General features: G+C 66.9%; 21 protein-coding genes, 1 tRNA gene and 2 pseudogenes. 17 read left to right on the forward strand and 7 right to left on the reverse strand.

The window, feature by feature from the left end:
- The first annotated feature begins 152 nt into the window (after nucleotides 1–152).
- Nucleotides 153–290, forward strand: a complete 138-nt coding sequence (locus tag AS25_RS15565) for a type IIL restriction-modification enzyme MmeI (protein WP_367379159.1) — start codon at nucleotides 153–155, stop codon at nucleotides 288–290.
- A gap of 14 nt (nucleotides 291–304) precedes the next feature.
- Nucleotides 305–970, forward strand: a complete 666-nt coding sequence (locus AS25_RS14750; protein WP_156960974.1) for a hypothetical protein — start codon at nucleotides 305–307, stop codon at nucleotides 968–970.
- Between the two features lie 191 nt (nucleotides 971–1,161).
- On the opposite strand, the gene AS25_RS11410 is transcribed toward AS25_RS14750, so the two are convergent.
- The 5 genes and pseudogenes from AS25_RS11410 to AS25_RS14765 all read right to left on the reverse strand — a co-directional run bounded on the left by AS25_RS11410 (nucleotide 1,162) and on the right by AS25_RS14765 (nucleotide 2,811).
- Nucleotides 1,162–1,241 (reverse strand) — tRNA-Ala (locus AS25_RS11410).
- Nucleotides 1,242–1,401: 160 nt separating this feature from the next.
- The gene (locus AS25_RS14755; RefSeq protein WP_156960975.1) at nucleotides 1,402–1,764 is read right to left on the reverse strand and encodes a hypothetical protein; all 363 of its coding nucleotides are present in this window, start codon (nucleotides 1,762–1,764) and stop codon (nucleotides 1,402–1,404) included.
- A 198-nt stretch (nucleotides 1,765–1,962) separates the two neighbouring features.
- Complete coding sequence (locus AS25_RS13910) at nucleotides 1,963–2,163, reverse strand: DUF4113 domain-containing protein (RefSeq protein ID WP_052160956.1); 201 nt, start codon at nucleotides 2,161–2,163, stop codon at nucleotides 1,963–1,965.
- A 13-nt stretch (nucleotides 2,164–2,176) separates the two neighbouring features.
- Nucleotides 2,177–2,557: pseudogene (locus AS25_RS15570) on the reverse strand (DinB/UmuC family translesion DNA polymerase); the annotation flags it as partial.
- On the reverse strand, nucleotides 2,557–2,811 hold the full coding sequence (locus AS25_RS14765; protein WP_052160957.1) for a hypothetical protein: 255 nt from the start codon (nucleotides 2,809–2,811) through the stop codon (nucleotides 2,557–2,559). The gene AS25_RS14765 and the pseudogene AS25_RS15570, both read right to left, overlap by 1 nt.
- A gap of 434 nt (nucleotides 2,812–3,245) precedes the next feature.
- Between AS25_RS14765 and AS25_RS11420 the strand changes: the two genes are divergently transcribed.
- The 3 genes from AS25_RS11420 to AS25_RS14770 all read left to right on the forward strand — a co-directional run bounded on the left by AS25_RS11420 (nucleotide 3,246) and on the right by AS25_RS14770 (nucleotide 6,234).
- Entirely contained in the window at nucleotides 3,246–4,067 is an 822-nt protein-coding gene (locus tag AS25_RS11420) for a tyrosine-type recombinase/integrase (RefSeq protein WP_367379160.1), read from the forward strand.
- Nucleotides 4,064–4,402 carry a helix-turn-helix domain-containing protein gene (locus AS25_RS11425; protein ID WP_035965230.1) on the forward strand — a complete coding sequence of 113 codons (339 nt, stop codon included), beginning with the start codon at nucleotides 4,064–4,066 and terminating at the stop codon, nucleotides 4,400–4,402. The genes AS25_RS11420 and AS25_RS11425 overlap by 4 nt, the downstream gene beginning before the upstream one ends.
- Before the next feature lie 797 nt (nucleotides 4,403–5,199).
- Nucleotides 5,200–6,234, forward strand: a complete 1,035-nt coding sequence (locus AS25_RS14770) for a hypothetical protein (protein WP_156960978.1) — start codon at nucleotides 5,200–5,202, stop codon at nucleotides 6,232–6,234.
- Between the two features lie 260 nt (nucleotides 6,235–6,494).
- Here the strand turns inward: AS25_RS14770 and AS25_RS11435 are convergent, their stop codons facing one another.
- Complete coding sequence (locus tag AS25_RS11435) at nucleotides 6,495–7,589, reverse strand: LacI family DNA-binding transcriptional regulator (protein ID WP_172644451.1); 1,095 nt, start codon at nucleotides 7,587–7,589, stop codon at nucleotides 6,495–6,497.
- A 329-nt stretch (nucleotides 7,590–7,918) separates the two neighbouring features.
- On the opposite strand from AS25_RS11435, the gene AS25_RS11440 reads away from it, so the two are divergent.
- The 12 genes and pseudogenes from AS25_RS11440 to AS25_RS11480 all read left to right on the forward strand — a co-directional run bounded on the left by AS25_RS11440 (nucleotide 7,919) and on the right by AS25_RS11480 (nucleotide 16,869).
- The gene (locus AS25_RS11440) at nucleotides 7,919–8,761 is read left to right on the forward strand and encodes an SDR family oxidoreductase (protein WP_035965234.1); all 843 of its coding nucleotides are present in this window, start codon (nucleotides 7,919–7,921) and stop codon (nucleotides 8,759–8,761) included.
- A complete protein-coding gene (locus tag AS25_RS11445; RefSeq protein ID WP_035965236.1) occupies nucleotides 8,758–9,846 on the forward strand; it encodes a class I mannose-6-phosphate isomerase in 1,089 nt (362 codons plus the stop codon). Before AS25_RS11440 ends, AS25_RS11445 begins: the two co-directional genes overlap by 4 nt.
- A 42-nt stretch (nucleotides 9,847–9,888) precedes the next feature.
- Entirely contained in the window at nucleotides 9,889–10,788 is a 900-nt protein-coding gene (locus tag AS25_RS11450; protein WP_035965238.1) for an SDR family oxidoreductase, read from the forward strand.
- Nucleotides 10,789–10,896: 108 nt separating this feature from the next.
- Nucleotides 10,897–11,727 (forward strand): alpha/beta fold hydrolase, encoded by an 831-nt coding sequence (locus AS25_RS11455; RefSeq protein WP_035965248.1) that lies wholly within the window; start codon nucleotides 10,897–10,899, stop codon nucleotides 11,725–11,727.
- Nucleotides 11,724–12,587 carry a sugar phosphate isomerase/epimerase family protein gene (locus AS25_RS11460; RefSeq protein ID WP_035965240.1) on the forward strand — a complete coding sequence of 288 codons (864 nt, stop codon included), beginning with the start codon at nucleotides 11,724–11,726 and terminating at the stop codon, nucleotides 12,585–12,587. The genes AS25_RS11455 and AS25_RS11460 overlap by 4 nt, the downstream gene beginning before the upstream one ends.
- A gap of 59 nt (nucleotides 12,588–12,646) precedes the next feature.
- Nucleotides 12,647–12,823: a hypothetical protein gene (locus AS25_RS14775; RefSeq protein ID WP_156960979.1), complete on the forward strand. Its 177-nt coding sequence runs from the start codon at nucleotides 12,647–12,649 to the stop codon at nucleotides 12,821–12,823.
- Nucleotides 12,820–13,638, forward strand: coding sequence for an MIP/aquaporin family protein (locus AS25_RS11465; RefSeq protein ID WP_084118184.1), 819 nt, complete (start codon nucleotides 12,820–12,822; stop codon nucleotides 13,636–13,638). The genes AS25_RS14775 and AS25_RS11465 overlap by 4 nt, the downstream gene beginning before the upstream one ends.
- On the forward strand, nucleotides 13,635–14,285 hold the full coding sequence (locus AS25_RS11470) for a DUF1345 domain-containing protein (protein ID WP_084118185.1): 651 nt from the start codon (nucleotides 13,635–13,637) through the stop codon (nucleotides 14,283–14,285). Before AS25_RS11465 ends, AS25_RS11470 begins: the two co-directional genes overlap by 4 nt.
- A 57-nt stretch (nucleotides 14,286–14,342) precedes the next feature.
- Nucleotides 14,343–14,474, forward strand: a pseudogene (locus tag AS25_RS15575) (SDR family NAD(P)-dependent oxidoreductase); the annotation flags it as partial.
- A gap of 10 nt (nucleotides 14,475–14,484) precedes the next feature.
- Nucleotides 14,485–14,856 carry an SDR family oxidoreductase gene (locus tag AS25_RS15580; protein WP_253270566.1) on the forward strand — a complete coding sequence of 124 codons (372 nt, stop codon included), beginning with the start codon at nucleotides 14,485–14,487 and terminating at the stop codon, nucleotides 14,854–14,856.
- A gap of 423 nt (nucleotides 14,857–15,279) precedes the next feature.
- Nucleotides 15,280–16,095, forward strand: coding sequence for an HAD-IIA family hydrolase (locus AS25_RS11475; protein ID WP_035965244.1), 816 nt, complete (start codon nucleotides 15,280–15,282; stop codon nucleotides 16,093–16,095).
- Nucleotides 16,096–16,413: 318 nt separating this feature from the next.
- Nucleotides 16,414–16,869 (forward strand): hypothetical protein, encoded by a 456-nt coding sequence (locus AS25_RS11480; RefSeq protein ID WP_035963046.1) that lies wholly within the window; start codon nucleotides 16,414–16,416, stop codon nucleotides 16,867–16,869.
- Between the two features lie 46 nt (nucleotides 16,870–16,915).
- On the opposite strand, the gene AS25_RS11485 is transcribed toward AS25_RS11480, so the two are convergent.
- A partial coding sequence (locus AS25_RS11485; protein WP_035965252.1) for an IS481 family transposase occupies nucleotides 16,916–17,613 on the reverse strand: 698 nt, incomplete at its 5' end.

Raw genomic sequence — 17,613 nt, forward strand, 5'->3', positions numbered from 1 at the left:
TATAATTACCACCGCCCGCACACTGCCTGCGGCGAAAAGCCCCCGGCCTCACGCGTCCCGGCCCGTGTCAATAACGTCATGCCCTCTTACATCTAGCTGCCAGGGGCCTACACCCTGACCGTTCACTGGCAGAGCACTACCACCCCCTAGCAATGGATCCTGCCTTGCTCAAAGCCCACGGTGCTCTGGACCGGGCTGTTGACACAGCCCTCGGCGCGGCGAAGAAGCTCACCACAGAGGAACAACGGCTTGAGGTCTTATTTCGCAACTATCAAACCCTCACGAGTTGAAAGTCGAGTAGGACATGGCGGACCTGCCCCCCAAGTCTCCCCTATGGAGCAGAACCTGGCTGCAATGGACAGCAGCAGGAGTTGCACTCCTCACCTCGGGGGCAACCACAGTGCTCCTAAGCCACTGGTTGAAGTTCGTGATGCAGACGGACAACTCGATCAACGCGAACACGTGGGTTGGCCTCGCTGGCAGTGTCATCAGCTCCGTGCTCGGTGGTCTAGCCGCTGTGCTGGTGCTCTTGCTTTCCATCCGATATGAGAGGAGAAGGCAACGTGCGGATGAGCAGCGACAAATCAGCGAGCAGCGTCTGGATCTGGTCGAAGACTTAGGGGACCTTGTGGGAACCCTGGACCTCGGAGCAGGGGTGGACCTTCAAGGCATCAGAAGAGCCGCACTCAAAGCATCTCGAATCGTGGGAAAGATCAACCGGATGAGACCCAATAGCCCCGGAGACCGGCATGTATCAATCGCTCTGTCCGAGGCGGCCCAGGCCTTCCGAGAGACCTCCGACGCTGGGTTGGATGATCAATCGGCGAGGTGGCTGGCTGAGAACCTATTGCCGGCTATCGAAACCCTCACATCATCTATGACCTCCCGAGACGAAGCCATCATTGCAACTGACGCCAATCGTCTTTTGCAGGTAGTCCACACAAGACCCACAGAAGCCGGAAGCGGGTGACTAGGGTCTTCAGTCCCTAGCGAGATGGTTGTACGCAAGTCATGCGACAATCCCTACGAACTTGCGCCAAGGGATAGCGAATCTAACTATCAAACCAGTAACCCTGACGACCTTTTACGCCAGCAAGGGGCAGGAGTTAAGTTCCGGGGAAAAGGCCCACGAGGGGCAAATGCCGCGCCTCGTGGGCCTTCCAAAGCCCGGCGGGATTCGAACCCGCGACCCCCCTTTTGCGAAAAAGGCGCTCTAATCCAACTGAGCTACGGGTGAATCCCGGGGCATGCCCCGAGCTTTTTATATCATATAGGACTGAGCAGTAGAAGGGAAGTCCCTTGCCCCTCCCGCATCCCTGTTTGAGGGGAATAGTAAGGCGGCTATGCCCGGTGTGACAAAAGTGTCGCAGAATTGGCGACCAGGCGGGATGGTCAGTGCACCTAGGATCCCTCTAGCACCTGTTCACGAGTCAGCTCACGAGTAACGACTTTCCGCCCACCGCCCCTTACGAGGGTGGTCTCACCAACCTGCTTCCACGATGCGTGTTCGGCCTGGCCATGATTTTTGCCTTCGCAGGAGCACGTGCAATCATCACCCGTAGCATTCTGGCATCGTAGATCGCACTTCTCGGTTTGGCTGTAGTGCATCTCTATCAGCACTTTGCCATCCCGAATGGCAACCGCTTCCGCAACTGGAATGAGGTGGTCACGGCTGATAGTCCAGTAGCCCTTCCAGCCTTCCTCACCCTCAGCCGCTTTGACCCACGTTGGGCGGATGGCCATACCTGTAGCTGTCTTGAACATGTCCTTATTTTTTGGCTCATCCCCGCGAGGGGCGCGTAGCCCACGAACTTCAATTCTACCTGTCACTGGTCGAACTATTTTTGGTACCATTATCCAAAGTTATCAAAACCCCTACCCAAAAGGTAGAGGATGCATCGGTAACCGTTGATTCCTGAGTAATGTTTCATCCCGCTGTGTCGGGCAAAGATATGGGGTTATTTAGTGGACTGTGCGTAGCTGTTTCCAGTCCGTGGTGTAGCACGGAGAGAGGTTCTCTTGTCGGTTCGCCCACGCCCCCGGTGTCTGGGTGCCGGTCCTACCCAGGCCCAGGGTGCCGGTGCCGAAGCGGGTGTTGATGGTGTCCATCAGGTCCCCGACCGGTGCCGCCGGTTCCTCCAGCCCGTCCAGCATGGGTGCCATGCCGGCGGGGGGTGAGCTCCGCGCACAAAATCCCTGCGCGCGTGTACGGCATCCCCGCTTGCAGGCGTGGCACCAACCCGGCCCGGGCCGCGCTGGCCAGCGGCCCAGGCTCCGCGGTGGGCACCGGCAGGCGCAGGTGGGCGGAGGCGGAGTGTTTCGGCCCGGGCCGGTGCGGGGAGGTGGAAGCGAACACGGTGACCTGTCCCGCCTCCTGGCCTTCCTTCCGGAGTCGGCGCGCGGCGCGTTGCGCGAATTCTGCGACAGCGTTACCAATCACGTGTGGTTCCCAGATGGGTTCGGTGAACGACCGGGACACCAACACCTGCTGTTTTGTGGCGGTTTCTTCCTCTACCGGGATGGCCGGCACCGCGCCCAGCTCCAGCACGGTGCGCATCAACACCACGGAGAACGTGCCCGGATCATCACCGGGTCCGCCGCCTGCAACTGTGCGGCCGTGGTGATTCCCAGCCGCTCCAGGCGCTGCCCGATCCGCCCACCAACACCCCACGCCTCCGTGACCGGTAGGGCGCCCATGAGCTTCTCCCAGTACCCGGGAGGGGTTCGCTCCCAGTGCACCACACCGCCGGTGGCCGGGATCTTCTTCGCGGCCGCGGCCGCTAGCTTCGCCAGGGTCTTGGACCATGGCATGTTGCATTGGTTGCAATTGGCTAGCATCCGAATGGTGGCCTATATCCGTTGCGGCGCTGCCCGGTGCCGTCATGGTTGAGCGTACTGGAAGACCGATCGGGCTGACCGTTGACCTGGGTTGCATGTGGCCTTACATTCCTGTGTTAGATGCAACATTTTTTGGGGTTGAGGAGCTCCGCCGGGCATTAGGAAGTGAGGCCGGCGTGGATCTGTTGCGGCCTGAGGAGTCAGTGTTTCACACGATGCTCGGGTCCTGGGGGCAGCAGCAGCGAAGCCGTGGGTTGGCCGAGGATACGATCAAGGATCGTGAGAGTACGGTGCGGCGGTTCGTCGACTTCGCCGGCTCCTACCCGTGGCGGTGGCAGGCCTCAGATTTGGATGAGTACACGAGCCTACTGCGGTCCAAGGGGTTGGCGGTGTCTACCATCCGGCACATGCACGGGGTGTTGAGCGTGTTCTGCGACTACCTGATCGACCCGGCTTACGACTGGGTGGAGATCTGCGATTCCTGCTTCGGTGACACCCCCTCGCAGATTTGCCTGCCCTGGAACACCACCCGGCACGTGCAGGACTACGAGGGCAATCCGGCCCGGCGGGCACTGACGTTCGAGGAGCTCCAACGGTTCTTCAACCACGCAGATTCGAAGGTGGAGGCCGCGGTGGCCCAGGGCCGGAAAGGGGCTCTGGCCGCGTCGCGGGATGCCCAGATGTTTAAGACGGCCTACGCCTTCGGGTTGCGCCGGGCCGAACTGCGGGGCTTGGATCTGGCCGATCTGCATTTCAACGCGAAGGCCCCGCCGTGGGGCCGCTACGCGGTGCTGCACGTGCGTTGGGGCAAGGCGAGCAAGGGCAGCACCCCGAAGCGGCGGACCGTGCTGCTCGTGCCTGAGCTGGCGTGGTGGATCGAGGGCATGCGCCAGTGGGTCGAGCAGGGCAGGGCCCTGTTCCCTGCCGGAGAGCTGGCCATGATGTGGCCGACCGAACGCGGGTCGCGGGTGTCGTTGGAGTACATCGACCGGCGGTTCACCGCGCTGCGCCGGGAGCTGGGCCTGGATCCGGCCCTGAAGCTGCACTGCCTGCGCCACTTCTACGTGACGCACCTGATCGAGTACGGCTACGCCGATCGCTTCGTCCAGGAGCAGGTGGGTCACCAGCACGCTTCGACGACGTCGATCTACACCTCGGTCAGCGGGGACTTCAAGAACCGGATTCTCGCCGATGCCCTGCGCCGATTCACCACCCCGGAGGGTTCATGAGCACACGAGTCGAGACCCTCTGGCACCTGCGCCGGATCATGGCCGAGCACGGGCTGTTCAAGACCACGGAGTTGATCCCGTTGTTGGAGCAGTACGGGGTGCATCTGTCCCGGGAGCAGGTTTTCCGGCTGGTCACGCAGAAACCCGAGCGGGCGAACCTGAGTGTGATCGCCGCGGTCTGCGCCGCGCTGGGCTGCACTCCGTCGGACCTGATCGAAGTACGCATCGTGGAGGAGAAAGCTGTGGCGGTGGAGCAGACCCGCACGTCATTGGGCACCCTGCGCCCGGCGCCGGCAAGGATCCACCGACCACCACAGACCCCACCGGAACGGTGAGCACCTCGAGTCGGGAGGCGCCCGGCAACCTCGCCGGCATCATCCGCGCCTGCCAGGCCGTCGTGCCAGGGCTGCCGGAGTCCGCCATCATCGCCACCGCCCATGAAGCCGGCGGTCCGAAGGCCCTGACCCGGCTTGCCCGGGACTTGGCCGCCACACCGGATCTACTCGTCTCGGGCCGCTCCAATGCCTCACCCACCGCCCAGCGCCTCATCCGTAGCTTGCGCGCCCAAGGCTTCCAGCAGTTCCAGGTGCCTCGGTGCGCCGGCTGCGGGCGCGCGGTGAAGCTGTCCCACCGTGATGGCCGGGGCGGCAAGCTCTGCGACCGCTGCGTTTGCGCGGCCTGCACCCGGGCCTGCAGCGCGTGCGGGGGCAAGCACCCGGGCGGCTATCGCTTGATCGCCGGCCGGCCCTTCTGCCCGCCGTGCTTCATTCGCGATCCCCGCAGCCACGAAACCTGCAGCCGGTGTGGGACCATGGCAGCGCCCCAGACCCGGGACGAGGCGGGCCCGATCTGCCCACGCTGCTACACCGCGCCGGCGGTGCCGTGCGCGGTGTGCGGGCGGCACAGGCCCGCCGCTGCCTGGCACGACGGCCGACCCCTGTGCACGAGTTGCCACGACGGACTCCGGCACAGACCCCGCACCTGCGCCGGCTGCGGCCACCGACGGATATCACCGCACCTGCGCGAGCAGGGGCCGATTTGCCCCCAGTGCGCCGACACCCACGGGACGGGCCGTTGCGCCGGTTGCGGCGATGACGAACACCGGCTCTACGGACGACTTTGCGCCCGGTGCATGGTGCCGGGCAAGCTCCGGGCCCTGATCAGCGACGATCACGGCCGGCCGCACCCCCAACTGCTGGGCCTGGAGAAATATCTGCTGCGCGACGAAGGCAACGCAGAAGCGGTCCTGTCCTGGATCCGGCGCAGCCCGATGTCGCGGGTGGTCCACGACATGGCCGTCGAGACCACCCCGATCTCATTACAGGCCGTGGCCGAGCTGCCGGCCACTGGGGCCACCGGCTACCTCGCCGCCCTGCTCATAGAATCCGGGGCAGTGCCTACTCAGAACTTCGACCGAATCCGGCTGGAAGTCTGGGAGCAGGAGTTCATCGCCACCATCCCCGACTCCGGCACACGGATCCTGCTCCACCGGTACGCGGCTTGGATCATCAATCCCCGGTTCGCTGACCCGCCCCATTCCAGCGCCGCCGACGACAACAGCCGTCTCAGCGCCTCAAAGACCCATCTGAAAGCCGTGGCCCAGTTCCTGGAGATCCCCCAGACCCAGGGATGGAATCTGGGCACGATGCCCCAGCGCCTCTTCGATGACTACGTTGCCGCCCACGGCCGCACCGGCAAGGACCTGACCCCGTTCATTCGGTGGGCCCGCTCCCAGCACCTGACCCAGCTGCGCAGCGAATATCCCCAATCCGGCCCCGGCGGGTCCGTGGTCTCTGAGAACCAACGCTGGGACTGGGTGGCCGACCTCCTAAGCACAGACGAGCTCAAGCTCGCCTGGCGCGTTGGCGGGCTGCTGGTGCTCCTCTACGGGGCCACACTCACCCGCCTCGTCTCACTTCGACACGAGGCCGTCGACTGGGAGGAGAACACCACCCGGATCACCCTCGGCACCGATCCGATCGAACTTCCCGTCCCGGTCGGCCTCCTGGTCCGCCAGCTCCTCGCCACCGGCCCCATACCCTCAGGAAATGAGAGTCCCTGGCTGTTTCCCGGCGCCCGCCCGGTCGCCACCTCACCACCGCCGCCCTGTCCGCACCACTGGCCAAGCGAGGCATCAACCTCCGGGACGGCAGACGCACTGCCTTGATCATTCTTGCCCGCGACGTCCCGCCCTCGGTGCTCGCCGACCTGCTCGGGCTCTCCATCGACGCCGCCACCCGATGGAGCGCCCTGGGCGGGCGCGACTGGATCGACTACCCCGCGTCCGGTTGCTGGGCACCTGATTCCCTGAGTAGCCAGCGCATCCGTGAGAGCGTGCCCTCCCGGTCTCTCCTTACTTCAGGGGGAGCGTTGGCGCGTCCGCTTGAGGGGGGTCGGGAGCCGAAGGCCCCTGCGCCGGGCAGGGGTTCAAAAGTGGGGTTGCGACTGCTCGACAGCCGATACCTCGGGTGTGTTGGCCGCGTTGAGGAAGGGGCCGGGGATCTCCCCGGAGCCCCGAGGGATCAGCTGAGTCGGCACCAGGTGCGGGGTCGCCGGGGTGTGATCCCCGGCGATGCGCCCCAGCAATTGCTGGGCAGCAAGGGCTCCAATCCGTTCCGGCTCCTGGGCCACGACGGTGATCCCGGGATCCAGCAGATCCGCCAGCGGGATGTCGTCGAGGCTGACCAGGGCAATCCGGTGGTGCAGGTTCAGCCGGCGTAGTGCCCGGAACGCGCCGATGGCCAGCAGGTTCTGGCCAGCGATCAGGGCCGTGGGCGGGTCGTCACCGGCGAGCAGGTCGATGACTGCCTGCTCGGCCGCTCCGGCTCCGCGAAGTTCATCACGGACCAGGCCGTCATGACCGGACACCGCGGCGGCGGTCAGTATCTCATCGAAGCCGGCCAGGCGTTCGACGGTGGTGTAGACGTCCGGGGCGTCGGCCAGGAAGCCGATCCGGTGGTGGCCGTGACGCAACAGATGGGTGGTGGCCCGCCGGGCCGCGGCGCGGTGGTCGGACATCACCACGTCGGCCCGTAGCCCGGCCACGGGGCGGTCCACCAGCACGACCTCCGTGCCGGTCTCACGCAGTTCGTCCAACCACGGGTGATCGGCGGTGGTGGGCATCAGGATCACCCCGTCGACCCGGCGGCTGGTGAAGGCCAGGACCGCTGTCCGTTCCCCGCCGGGATCCTTGTCATAGCTGGCCGAGAGCGTCACCACACCTCGGGCGGCCATGGCGTCGGTCACGGCCCGGTGCATCACGGTGGAGAAGGGGTTGGCGGCGTCTTCGACCACCACCGCCACCGCGCCGATCGGCCCTCGACCGCGCCGTAGTCGGCTGGCCAGCGGGTCTGGGGCGTAGCCCAAGGACTCGACGGCAGTCCGCACGCGCTCGGCCAGGGCCGGGGTGACATTGGTCTCGCCGTTGACCACCCGGGAGACCGTCTTGACCGACACCCCCGCCTGGGCGCTGACGTCTTTCAGTGTCGGGCGTCGTCGTCGCTGCCGAACCTGCTGTCCCACCGGAATGCTCCCGTCCTCACGACCGCAGCCCGGCCCGGCACCGGTAGCGCAACTCGCACCACAGGGAAGGCAGGGGGGTAATGCCGCCGTTGTCATCACTACCTCGCTGCCATGCTACTCATCCTCACCACAGCGAGATGGGACGTCCTCCTGATAGGGGTGCCCATTCATCTCTGCCTCCCCTGCTCAGCACCATGTTTCCCAGTGAGACTGCGGTGAGGACGGCCATCAGGTGACGATGAGTATTTCGACCACATGCTGTTGACATGGGTGATCGTCGCTGACAACGTTGTCTTGTCCGTACGACCCGATGCGAAAGGACAACCACCATGAGCCAGCAGCCCGCGCAACAACAGACCCCTCCTGGCGTCACCGGGGAGATGACCCCGAGGCCCGACCACGGTGAGGACAGCTACCGAGGATCCGGGCGCCTGGAGGGCAAGGCGACCGTGATCACGGGTGCGGATTCGGGGATTGGGCGGGCGGTGGCCATCGCCTTCGCCCGGGAGGGCGCCGATGTGCTGATCTCCTATCTGGATGAGCACGAGGACGCGAAGGAGACCGCCCGATGGGTCGAGGACGCCGGTCGCAAGGCCGTGCTGGTCCCGGGGGACCTGGCGGATCCGGGGCACTGCCGGACGGTGATCGCCACGGCGGTTGAAGAATTCGGCAGGGTGGACGTGCTGGTGAACAACGCCGCGTTCCAGATGACCCGCCAGTCGATCGAGGAGATCCCGGACGAGGAGTGGGACCGGACCTTGGCGATCAACCTCAGCGCGTTCTTCCACCTCACCAAGGCCGCCGTTCCCCACATGGGCCCGGGTGCTTCGATCATCGGCACCTCCTCGGTGAACTCCGACACCCCGCCCCCGGCACTGTTGCCCTACAACGTGACCAAGGCCGGGATCGCGAACATGGCCGGCAGTCTCGCCCAGATGCTGGCGCCCAAGGGCATCCGGGCCAACTCCGTGGCTCCGGGCCCGATCTGGACCCCGCTAATCCCCTCCACCATGCCCGAAAAGCAGGTGGAGAGCTTCGGGTCCGAGGTGCCCCTGGCCCGGGCCGGGCAGCCGGCGGAGCTGGCACCGGTCTACGTGATGCTCGCCTCGGATGAGGCCAGCTACGTCTCCGGGGCCCGGATCGCGGTGACCGGCGGGAAGCCGATCCTGTGAGCGCGACGGGCACGGAGTGGTATCCGTTGCGGGTCACCGCCCCGCCCCGGCCCCTGGTGTTCGGTGGCCACGCCATCGCGAAGCGTCTGGGCAAGGAGGGTATCCCGGACTGGGCGGTCGGGGAGACCTGGGAGGTCAGCGACGTCGACGGCCACCAGTCCACCGTCATGGACGGCCCCCTGGCCGCAGCCACGTTGCGCGAGCTCGTGGCCAAGGACCCGGAGGGACTGATGGGCGAAGGCTGGTCCGGGGAGTTCTTCCCGGTGCTGACCAAGTTCATCGACGCCTCCGGGGCGCTGCCGGTGCACCTGCACGCCGATGACGCCACCGCCCGGGCCAAGGAGGGTCAGGTCAACGGCAAGACTGAGGCCTGGCACATCCTCGACGCCGCCCCCGGCGCCACCGCCCTGTGCGGGCTCAAGGACGGGGTGAGCAAGGAGGAGCTGCACCAGGCGCTGCTCGAACAGGACTTCGATGCGGTGCTGCGCCGGCTGCCGGTACGTGCCGGGGAGACGATCTATGTCCCCGGTGGCACCTTGCACAGTTTCGGCCCCGACACCTTGATCTACGAGATCGAGCAGACCTCCGACATTCAGCAGCACGCGATGCGCTGGAACATGCAGGACGGCTCGGCGGTGCCCGATGAGCAGTGGCACGCCAACTTGGAGGCATTGGTGGGCGAGATCCGTCTCGAGCCCAGGCCCGACTTCCGCTCCGGGCTGCCCATCGTCGCGGGAGACGGGGTGGAGCGGATGTTCTGCTGCGCCGGGCCGCACTTCGCCCTGGAACGCTGGCACGCCGGCACCGCGCAACCGTTGCGGCACTCCTTCGCCACCGCCCAGGTCCTCACCAACGTCGGGGCCCCGGTGCAGGTACGCGTCGGGGACTGGTCCGAAGAACTGGGCCGGGCCCAGACCCTGCTGCTGCCAGCGGCAGTGGGCCGGGTCGAGATCGATGGGCCGGCCGATGTGCTCTTCGGCTACCTGCCCGACCTGGCTCGCGACGTCATCGCACCGCTGACCGCAGCCGGCTACTCGCGCGAGCTGATCGCGGCCCTGGGCGAGGGCCTGGAACCACAGACCTGAACCCGTTCAACCATCTCGACATAAGAGAAGAGGAACAACACTGTGACTGACCAGTACACGATGCAGGACCCGACCACCCAGTACCCGAAGCCCAATGAGGGCTTCCAGCAGCACCAGGACGGACCGGGCCTGGAACAGAGCATGTCCCCCAAGCCCGACGCCGGAGAGGCCACCTACCGCGGCTCCGGCCGTCTGAAGGGCCGCAGGGCCGTGGTCACCGGGGCGGACTCCGGGATCGGCCGGGCCACGGCGATCGCCTTCGCCCGGGAGGGCGCCGACGTGGTGCTGTCCTACCTGCCCGAGGAGGAGCCGGACGCGGCCGAGGTCGTGGAGCTGATCGAGCAGGCCGGACGCAAGGCCGTGTCCCTGCCCGGGGACGTCACGGACGAGGCGTACTGCCGGAAGCTGATCGACACCGCCGTGGCCGAGCTGGGCGGGATCGACATCCTGGCCAACATCGCAGGCAAGCAGCAGTACGTCGAGGACATCGCCCAGCTGAGCACCGAGCAGTTCGACCAGACGTACAAGACCAACGTCTATGCCATGTTCTGGCTGTGCCAGGCCGCGATCGCCCACATGCCCCCGGGGTCGACCATCATCAACACGGCGTCCCTGGAGGCCTATCAACCGGCGCCGATCCTGCTGGACTACGCCTCGACCAAGTGGGCGATCAACGGTTTCAGCAAGTCCTTGGCCCAACAGGTGGCCTCGAAGGGCATCCGGGTCAACGTGGTGGCCCCGGGTCCGATCTGGACTCCATTGCAAGTCGCCGGAGGCCAGCCCACTCAGGCCCTGGCCCAGTTCGGTGCCGCCCAGTCCCCGCTGGGCCGGCCCGGTCAGCCCGCCGAGATGGCTCCGGCCTATGTCTTCCTGGCCTCGCCGGAGTCCAGCTACGTCAGCGGGGAGACCATCACCGCCACCGGCGGGGTGCCCACCCCCTGAGCCGACCCGATGAGAGCAGGAGGGGTAGTGCGGCTCCCCGTACCACCCCTCCGGCTGTCCCGGCCACGACGTACGCACCGTGCACGGACGAGAAGGACGATGAACGCCATGGTTGCAACACACATCACGGCCAACGACGGCACCCGGATCCACTACGAGGACCAGGGGCAGGGCCGCCCACTGGTGCTGATCCACGGGTGGACGTTCAGCGGCCGCTTCTTCGACCGCAACGTGCCCGCGCTGGCCGAGCACGCCCGGGTCATCACCGTGGACCTGCGCGGCCACGGCGACTCGGACAAACCCAAGCACGGGTACCGCATCGCCCGGCTCGCCAAAGACCTGTACGACCTGCTGGAGGCGTTGGACCTGCACGAGGTCACGGTGCTGGGCTGGTCGCTGGGCTGCCCGGTGATCTGGAGCTACTTGGAGCTGTTCGGCACCCACCGCCTGGCCGCGGCGGTGTTCACCGAGCAGACCCCGCGCCAGTACTACGCGGTGGACTGGAAGTACGCCCACGCCCAGTGCTTCGACGACGCCTCCCTGGCCGCGTTGCAGGCCCAGGTCGCCGCGAACCCGACCGGGCAGGACCCGCAACAGGTGGCCACGATCATGCTCACCGAGCCGACCGCGGACGAGCGGGAGCTGTTCCTGGCCGAGATGGCCAAGTGCCCGCCGTTCGCGCGCAACGCCGTCATGGGTGAGCACACCCGCGCCGACTGGCGCGACCTGCTGCCCACCCTGGACCTGCCGACGCTGGTCCTGGTCGCCCGCCAGGACAAGGTGTTCGACTGGCGCGGCCCGGCCTGGGTCGGGGAGCACGTCCCGAACGCCCGCACGGTGTTCTTCGAGGACAGCAGCCACGCCCTGTTCCTGGACGAGGCGGAGAAGTTCAACCAGGTTGTCGCCGAGTTCCACACCAGCATCCGGAGCCGGTCATGACCCGCCCGACAGAGCTGCCGTTCACCTTCGGGGTCAACCAGTACACCACCACGCCGTGGTCGTTCGAGCAGGACGTAGAGCACTACACCGGCGCCGGCGTGACGGTGATCGAGGTCTGCCAGGACAAACTCGACCGCAACCCGCAGCGGGCCGCCGCGCAACTGGACCAGGCCGTGGGAACCGGGCTGAGGATCAGCTCGGTCCAGGCGTCGGTGCGCGCGATGGTCCCCAGCGCCGGGCAACCCCAGCCCACCGATCGACAGCAGCGCCTCGACGCGTTCCGCGGCTGTGTGGAGCTGGTCGCGCCGTACGCGCCGGAGGCGGTGTTCGTCACCAACACCGGCCCAGCACCGCAGGGCAACATGTCCGACGCCATCCGGCAGACCGTCACCGACCACCAAGAGCTGGCCAGCGTGGCCGCCGAGCACGGGGTGCGCATCGGGCTGGAGCCGTTGAACCCGGTCTCGCTGAACCAGGAGACGGCGATTTGGACCCTGCAACAGGCCCTCGACGTGATCGCCGAGGTCGACCGGGACAACGTCGGCATCTGCTTCGACACGTGGAACCTGTGGCAGAACCCGGACCTGCCCAAGGCCATCGCCGCCGCCGGGGAGCAGCTCTTCCTGCTCCAGGTCAGCGACTGGCGCACCCCCCGTTCCGGGGCCGACCGGCGCAACGTGGGCACCGGTGAGATCCCCACCGGCCGGCTGCTGCACGCCGTCTACGACGCCGGATACCGCGGCGCCTGCGTGGTGGAGATCCTCTCCCACGGCGTGCCCGACTCCGTTTATGACACCGACCTCGACGAGGTTCTCCACGTCAACCGTGCTGCTGTGGAGCAGGCCTGGCAGGTCGGCTGAGCGCCCGGCCGGCCCCCTCGCCCAGAGGCACACCCCGCACGCTCCCAGGAGAGACGATCATGGCCAACGACCAGCACATCCGCCACGACCCCACCACCCAATACCCTCGGCCGCCGTTTCCGCCCCAACGACAAGAACACCCCGGCGTCGAGACCCGGATGCAACCCAAATCAGACCATCTACCGCGGCTGCAACTGGCTGGCCGGGGGCACTACAACGAACAGGTCCGCACATGAGTGAAGCACAGGGCTCACCGAGCCGACCGCAGCGGTGGGCCAACCACGTCCACCCCAGGGAGTGGTTGTACGAGTTCATCGGCACGTTCGGACAGCTGGGACTCGCCTACGCCCTCGTCGCGTCCCTGGAGAGCCCGCTGTCCCCGCTCAACCAGGCGATACCGAACCCCACCGTGCGGCTGATCCTGATCGGCGCCGGGATCGGTGCCCTGGCCGCCGTGGTGGCCATTAGCCCGCTAGGCCGGCGCAGCGGCGCGCACCTCAACCCCTCGGTCACGGTCGGGTTCTGGGCACGCGGACGGATGAGCGCCACTGACACCGCCGGCTACATCGGCGCCCAAATCCTGGGCGCGTGCGCCGGCGCAGCGCTGTTCGCCCCCGCCCTGGGCCAGTGGGCCGAGACCGCCGGCTACGCCCGGACGGCACCGCGGCCCGGGATCAACCTCGGATGGGCGCTGCTGATCGAGATCGGCCTGACGTTCGTGCTGGTGCTCACCGTGCTGCTCATGGTGTCCTCACACCGCACCAAACGGTGGACGCCGGCCGCGGCGACACTGGCCCTGGCCGTCCTGGTGCCGATGGGTGGCCCGCCGACCGGGGCCAGCATGAACTTCGCCCGCACCCTCGGCCCGAACCTGGTCGCCGGGGACTTCACCGCCCTGTGGGTCTACGCCGTCGGACCGCTCATCGGCGCCGTCCTCGCAGCCCTCGTCCACCGGTCACTCGGCGCGAGCTGGGACGTGGTCACCACCCGCATCTACCACGCCGAGCGCCACCTGATGGGCGACAAACGGCAGGGCCAGAGCCGGCCATGAGCAGCGGCCAAGACAGATCCCTGGACTCCTGGGTGCAGGTGGTGATCTCCCTGGTCGTCGGGATCGTCGTCGGGGCCGGTGTCGCCTGGCTGGTCGAGCCCGCGTGGTGGGTGCTGCTGCTGGCCTCGGACGTGACGGTCGCGGTGTACCTGGCCTGGGTATGGGTTCTCAGCTGGCCGGCCGACGCACATCTCACCCGCCAGCACGCCGGGCGGGAAGACCCCTCCCGCAAAGCCGTCAGCGCCGGGCTCGTGATCGCCGCGGTGATCGGCTTCGCCGCGGCGATGCTGACCATCATCGGTTCCAGCAGCGGCAACTACGGTACCCGCGCCCTGATGATCGGGCTGGGCGCCGGGTCTGTGGTGCTGTCCTGGCTACTGGTCAACACCACCTACACGCTGAACTACGCCCACGAATACTACAACGAACCCGTGGGCGGTCTGGACTTCAACCAGGACGACTCGCCCCGCTACTCCGACTTCGCCTACGTAGCGTTCACCATCGGGATGACCTTCACCGTGCCTGACGTCACCGTGCAGAGCAGTACCCTGCGCCGGGCCACCCTCGGGCATGCGCTGCTATCGTTCGTGTTCAGTACCGGGTTGCTGGCCATCGTCGTCAGCCTGATCCCCAGCCTCGCACCTTAGAACTACAGGTCAGTCCTCCACGGAAGGACACAGCATGCGCACCAAGGACCAGTCGTCATGACCACCGGAGCCTCCAGCAGCATCGGCCGGGCCACCGTGATCGCCTTCGCCAGCAAGGGAACATCCGTTGTGCTGGCCTCCCGGCGCCTCGAGGCCCTAGACGAGGTCGCCCGGCAGTGCGAGGCCGCTGGCGGTACCGCTGACGGCGCCCACCGATGTCACCGACTACGAGCAGGTCGAAGCCCTTACCCGCCGGGCCGTCGAGCGGTTCGGCCGCATCGACGTGTTGATCAACAACGCCGCGACCACGTACTTCGCGCCGTTCCAAGAGGTCCCGTTAGCCGACATTCAGCGCATCCTGGAGATCGACGTGATGGACAACGTGCACGGCGTCCGCGTCGCCCTGCCGATCCTGCGCAAGCCGGGCACGGGCATGCTTGTCAATGTCTTTTCCAGCGTCGGCGCGGCACCCAGATCTACACGCACGCCCACGGCATATCCAAGGCCGCGATCCGGGCCCTATCCTCGAGCCTGCGCCAGGAGCTGCAGCTCGACCCCGTCCGCGGGGTGAAGGTCTGCACCGTGCTGCTGGCGGGGATCGGCACCCCTATCTACGAGCACGCCGGGAACTACATCGGCCGCAAAACCAAGTCCATGCCACCGGCTTACCCTCCCCGCAGCGGGTGGCCCGGGCGATCATCAATGTTGCCCGGGTTACGTGGCGGGAGGTCGGCGCCGGTCCCGCCGGGCACAGCATCATGATGCAAGCCCAGTTCGCGTCCGGGCTCACCGAACGGCTCATGTCCATCCAAGTCGATCAGACCCATCTGCCGCACACCACCCCGGCACACCCGACCGGACGGCATCCCGTTCGACCCGGCGCCCGGCACCGTCTCTGCTGAGGGTGCAAATCGTCCCCGGCGACCTACTCACGGCTGGGCGGCTTTAGTGTCACGTCCTGCTGTCAAGACTCACTGACCCCAAGGAGCACACCATGACCGAGCGCCGCATCGAGGCATGGCTAATGGACATGGACGGTGTCCTGGTCAAGGAAGAGCACGCCATCCCCGGCGCCGCGCAGTGGCTGGAACTGCTGACCCAGCGGCACTTGCCCTTCCTGGTACTGACCAACAACTCCATGTTCACACCCCGCGACCTCGCAGCCCGACTGCGCGCCAGCGGGCTCGACGTGCCCGAGCAGTCGATCTGGACCTCAGCCCTGGCCACCGCACGCTTCCTGCACGAGCAACGCCCGAACGGAAGTGCCTTCGTCATCGGCGAGGCAGGCCTGACCACCGCGATGCACGAAGCCGGCTACACCATGACCGACCGGAACCCCGACTACGTCGTCCTCGGTGAGACCCGCACTTACAGCTTTGAACGCATCACCACCGCTATCCGGCTGATCGCAGCAGGCTCCCGGTTCATCGCCACCAACCCCGACCCCACCGGGCCAAGCCCCGACGGGCCCCTGCCCGCGACCGGATCGGTGGCAGCGCTCATCACCCGAGCTACCGGGGCCGCGCCATACTACGTCGGCAAACCCAACCCGCTGATGATGCGCTCGGCCCTGAACACCCTCCAGGCCCACTCCGAGACCGCCGTCATGGTCGGCGACCGGATGGACACCGACGTCGTGGCCGGCCTCGAAGCAGGGATGCACACCGTGCTCGTGCTCACCGGCTCCACCGCAGCCCACGACATCGACCGTTTCCCCTACGGCCCCGCCCGCGTCGCCGACTCCATCGCCGACCTCATTGACGACCTTGACCCGGCCCCAGACGGCCATGACAAGGGTATGGGTAGATGAGGTTCTCACTACGCCCATTGGTTCGGCAGGCAGTGCGAGGAGCTCGACCGCAGTCAGCGGTGCACCGGTTGCGCACCGTGGTGCCGACTGCACTGTAGTGCGCATTGGCCACCGGGATCGCCTGGTGGGTCGCCGAGGCCCTTGTCGCCGTCACGGCGGCACTGCTCCTGGTCAGCCTGACCAATACCCGACCACTGGCACTAATCCAGGCCGGCGCCTCTGCACTCTTCGTGCTCGCGCTTCCGCCGGTGGAGATACCGATAACCCGGCTTCTCGACGCGGTCGTCGGGGGGAGCACTCGGGCTGCTCTTCAGCCAGGTGCTGTTCACTCCTGATCCCCTGCGACTCGTCGCCGGTCACCTAGACAACGTGCTTCAGGAGAGAGCAGCCGCGTTGAGTGGCATCGCGCACGCCGCCGAAAGAGGTGACCAGAACCTCGCTGCTGATGCGGCGCGTCGCGCCCGCGCCGCTGCCGCCGAACTCGGCCCCCTGACAGCAACTCGCAGCACCAGTCAGGACATCGCCGCGCGCACCCTCCGGGGTCGCCGCCACGCCAGGCGGTCGCAGGACGTTGTCGGCCGCGTCGACGACGCGCAGATCATCGTCGCGGCCGTCCTCGTGCTGACCGACGACCTCCATAAGACTATCGCCGACGGCGTCCGGATCGACCCGGACTTACCCACAGTCTTGCACCGGCTCGGTAGTGAGGCGACAAATGTCCACCGGCACCTCGCCACCGAACCACCGAACCGCCCAGACGGTCGGATGATCTGACCGACATTCGAGCTGAACTCGCCGAACTTATCGTTTACCGACACCCCTAGATGTAAGAGGGCATGACGTTATTGACACGGGCCGGGACGCGTGAGGCCGGGGGCTTTTCGCCGCAGGCAGTGTGCGGGCGGTGGTAATTATAGTGATTGACCCAGGTCCCGATCGCGGTCCGGCGGTCGTGCTCGGTGGCGTAGGTCCGGGTGTAGAGGACCTCGTCGACGAGCAACCGGTTGTACCGCTCCACCTTGCCGTTGTGCCTCGGGGTGTAGGGGCGGATCCGCTGGTGCTTCGAGGCCAGGGCCTCAACGGTGCGGGTGAAGTCCTTGGCCCGGTAGTTGGCGCCGTTGTCGGTGACCACCCGGTGGACCCGCTCGATCCCGTGAGCGGCGAAGAACGCCCTCGCCCGGGCGAAGAACCCGATCGTGGTGGTGGCCTTCTCGTCGTCGAGGGCCTCGGTGTAGGCCAGGCGCGAGAACCCGTCGATGGCGGTGTGCAGGTAGGTGTAGCCGATCCTGGCCCCGGGACCGCGTTTGGCTGCCAGGGCCTTGGTCGTGCCGCGGCCGTGGGCACGCCACCCGCCGCCGTAGGGAATCCTGCCGACCTTCTTCACATCCAGGTGGACCATGTGCCCGGGCCAGTGCGCGGTGATCCGCCGCGGGACCCGGCGGGAGTCCTCTCCGTCCGGGGTGAGGTCGCGCAACCGGGAGATCCCCAGCCGGGCCAGCCACCGGCCCACGGTGCGCA

This window comes from Kocuria marina (assembly GCF_000786655.1).
In the GTDB taxonomy this organism is placed as follows: Bacteria; Actinomycetota; Actinomycetes; order Actinomycetales; family Micrococcaceae; genus Kocuria; species Kocuria marina_A.